Source organism: Compostibacillus humi (genome assembly GCF_014637175.1).
GTDB classification, from domain to species: domain Bacteria; phylum Bacillota; class Bacilli; order Bacillales; family Amphibacillaceae; genus Oceanobacillus; species Oceanobacillus humi.
Window position 1 is genome coordinate 1 of sequence record NZ_BMEV01000120.1, and the last position, 3,541, is coordinate 3,541.

Annotated in this window: 2 protein-coding genes and 1 pseudogene; 2 read left to right on the plus strand and 1 reads right to left on the minus strand. The window is 34.8% G+C overall.

The features are described from left to right. Positions 1-1,082: 1,082 nt before the first annotated feature. Positions 1,083-1,667 carry an ArsR family transcriptional regulator gene (locus tag IEV18_RS16530; RefSeq protein ID WP_164216695.1) on the plus strand — a complete coding sequence of 195 codons (585 nt, stop codon included), beginning with the start codon at positions 1,083-1,085 and terminating at the stop codon, positions 1,665-1,667. A 14-nt stretch (positions 1,668-1,681) separates the two neighbouring features. Further along, positions 1,682-2,959 carry an MFS transporter gene (locus IEV18_RS16535; RefSeq protein ID WP_188393460.1) on the plus strand — a complete coding sequence of 426 codons (1,278 nt, stop codon included), beginning with the start codon at positions 1,682-1,684 and terminating at the stop codon, positions 2,957-2,959. Between the two features lie 221 nt (positions 2,960-3,180). Here IEV18_RS16535 and IEV18_RS16540 read toward each other — a convergent pair. Further along, positions 3,181-3,541, minus strand: a pseudogene (locus tag IEV18_RS16540) (IS4 family transposase); the annotation flags it as partial.

The following is a 3,541-nucleotide window of genomic DNA, read 5'->3' on the forward strand; positions in this document are numbered from 1 at the left end:
AAAGTAAAAAGTCGCTGCTTCGAATTAGCCGCTGGTTAAAGGCAGCATTATGGAAGCCAGCTTACATTTGGCTGCGAAGGTTTGAGAAAAAAGCCGTTCCATAACAAAGGCAATTGTCGTTGTCCCTTTTGGATGAACTGTATATAATTTTCAAAAAATGGATAAAGCCACCTTTAGTTGGACTTTGACTTTTTGGCTTAATTTATGAGAAAATTATTTACGGAATATTCCAACTATATTTATGCAATGCTAGTGGGAATGAATATTTTATTAAAAGAATAATAGTTTTATGAGAACAAAAAATCCTTCACTTTGAAGTAGCAAAAAAACGAAAATGATAAATAATAATATTCCTTTGAGACATATGTCTGTTCTGTCAAGTAGCAATCAATATAAACTATATGGAAAGTGCTACTTATTTTTGCTGGGTTTTAGACGATACAGATAGGGATACACATGACGGTTAGAGGATAGTTCTTTAAACTTCTTCAAGATTTATTATCACAGACATCATGATGTAAAGATGCACATTATTCCAGCCAAAAACAGCACATTTTGTTCACATTAGTCCAGATTTTTCACAAAGTATATATGTATAAAGCTCGTATTAAGTGTATAAATATACCCTGAATGGCTTGACATGGAGCCTCTGCGGGCATGCGTTTCAAGCCAAGAAGCCAGCTGTCTAAAGACTTTGGCTTGCCAGGCAGGCTAGCATACCCGCCTCTCCATATCAAGCCGTGTCACGTACCTTATACAGATTATACATCTGAAATAATTTGAAATTCACAATCTGAAATAAAGTGGATATTTACAATCATGAAATCCAAAGGAATTTCTGTCTTTCCGATTAAATTTATAGTTGAAGTTCTTTGATAAGAAAAAGTGATTTTTCCTAATAAAAATTTCCTGTTTTTTTAGAAAAATATGGTTATAAAACTTAAAGGTGAGAATAGCTCCCGTAAATACTTGACAGATTCTGTTGCAGTTATTCATTTCCTTTTTTCAATTTTTTATAGTATAATACAGTCAAATATTTTTAACCGTTTTAGTTTATTTTACAAAGGGTGGTTATTAAAGAGATGAAAAATAATTTGATTATTGATGATTTTAATCAGTTAAAAGCATTAAGTGATCCGTTACGTGCCGAAATGATGATGCATTTGGTGATGCGTGCTTATACTGGTCAACAACTTTCTGAGATTTTGTCAATCCCACGCGGGAAGATCCATTACCACCTAAAGGAATTGGAGAAAAATGGGTTAGTCCAAATCGTAAAAACGGAAGAAAAAAATGGTATTGTACAGAAGTTTTACCAAGCAGTGGCGGCTGATTTCCAAATTTCTGAAAAACTTCTTCCGAGAAAAAAGGAAATAAGAGATACAACCAAACAATTAATGTATGGAATTCTAGAACGTGCCAAACAAGAAATTAGGGAAGCTCCCGCCGAATCCTTCGAAACAAGAGAACCGAATGAAAAACCATTGGAACGACGTTTTATTTCTTCTACTTGGGAACTGGAGGCAACGGAAGAGCAATTTAAACAATGGAAAATAAAGTATTATGCTCTTTTAAAAGAGTTACACCATATGGGCCTACAATCAAAGGGTAAGAAAAATAAATATTATATTACTACTGTTGGTTTTCAAACGGATGAGAAAGAATAAGGGGAAAGAGTTGGATGGATATTTTTAAGAACAGAAATTATTTATTTTTATTAATCGGTAGGGTTGTAACAAATATTGGGGACAGTTTGTATTATGTCACTACAATGTGGCTCGTTTATAAGCTGGGTGGAAATGCATTTTACACAGGACTTGCGGGATTTCTAACGCTTTTGCCTGCCTCATTACAGTTTATTACCGGTCCTTTTGTAGATCAATGGCAAGTAAAAAAAACGTTAATCGTTACCCAACTACTTCAAACATTATTGATTTTCTTAATTCCAATCACATACTATTTTGACTTGTTAACAGTTCAGCTTGTATTAATCATTATGCCAATCGCTTCATTTATTCAGCAATTCGCTTATCCATCACAAACAAAGGCATTACCTATCATTTTGGAAAAAAAGCACTTAATTAAAGGTAATTCTTATTTTGCTTTTGCCTATCAGGGAATTGATCTAGTGTTTAATGCTATTTCAGGTATTCTTGTCACTTTTTTTGGAGTAGTTTTGTTATATCTAGCCGATTCCATTATTTTTGCGATGGCAGCAATATTGTTTAGTTTGATACAATTGCCTAGAAAGGTTGAACAAAAAGATAGCAGAACTGGAAAACAGAAGATTTTGCAATATATTACTGACTTAAAGGAAGGATTTCGTGTTGTTTATCGTTCATTAATTGCTGTATTTTTAATTGGTTCGATTGTTGCAAATTTTTGTATCGGGGCTGCTATGGCAATTTTGCCATCCCTTGCAGATGTACGAGGAGGTCCGATGTTTTACGGTTTTTATTTGGCAGCTATGTCTGTTGGTGGATTAGTTGGTGCATTATGCGGATCGTGGATGGGAAGATTTCGGTTAGGTATTTTTGTAACAATATCCTTTTGTTTTAGTGCACTATTGTGGATCTTTGCAGCAATATTTCCGATTACATCTATCGCTATAGTATGTTTTGCTCTTGCATGGATTCCCATTGGTGGTACAAATGTCATTTTTGCAACAACGTTACAAACCGTAGTTCCACACGAACTCTTGGGTCGTATAAATACAGTATCTGGTAGTATGAGTGCGATTGCTATGCCAATTGGTTCCATAGTTGGTGGTTATGTTGCTAGTGTAACCAGTAGTACTCTAACATTTTCTTTTGCAGGGTTAGGATTTCTATTTGTTTCTATCGTTTGGCTTTTACATTCACGCTTAAGAAGATTACCGAAGTTATCAATGCTTACAGGAGATTTAATGGGAATTCACATAAATAAGCCTTCATTGACGGCGGAAGGTAAAGATTACTAACTGACATAACCGAACGATCTTTCTCCTTCAGTGGATTCTACTAATCGATTGGTCTCCCCTGTACTGGAATGAGTAATAGATAGAGGTAGCAAGTACCATATGATATTTATACGTCATTTATCGCTTTGTAGGGAGTTTATTCTGTTTAAACGCCACATAGGCATTTGAATTCCTTTTTATGCTATATACAACATCTTTTTTGTCCTCAATTAGTTATTAACTCAACTTTCGCAGTTCAAAATAGGCAGGTACACCTTGATATAATTAGGCAGACCCGCAACCCATTGTTGTAGTTGACTTTTAATTAACTTTTGTATTCTTTTATTGGTGTGTTTTAGGGTATCTTCAAGAAGCTCGATTAATTGCTGTAACGCTACAGCCCAATCAAGTTCATTTATTTCATCACATAATTCATAAAACATGCCACCTAATGTACGGTCATCTGTGCTGCACCGATTTTGCCAGGAAGGCACGATATACCTTGTAAACACAATGGTTGTATGGCTGATTAGTGCATCATATGAACGACTCTGGAATTCTTTTTCCAGTTTCAATAGGGACTTCGTTGTTTTGAAAAAGACT

Bases quoted from the DNA above. Each gene is read 5' to 3' on its own strand.
- IEV18_RS16535 (WP_188393460.1), top strand. From the start codon at position 1,682: ATGGATATTTTTAAGAACAGAAATTATTTATTTTTATTAATCGGTAGG.
- IEV18_RS16530 (WP_164216695.1), top strand. From the start codon at position 1,083: ATGAAAAATAATTTGATTATTGATGATTTTAATCAGTTAAAAGCATTA.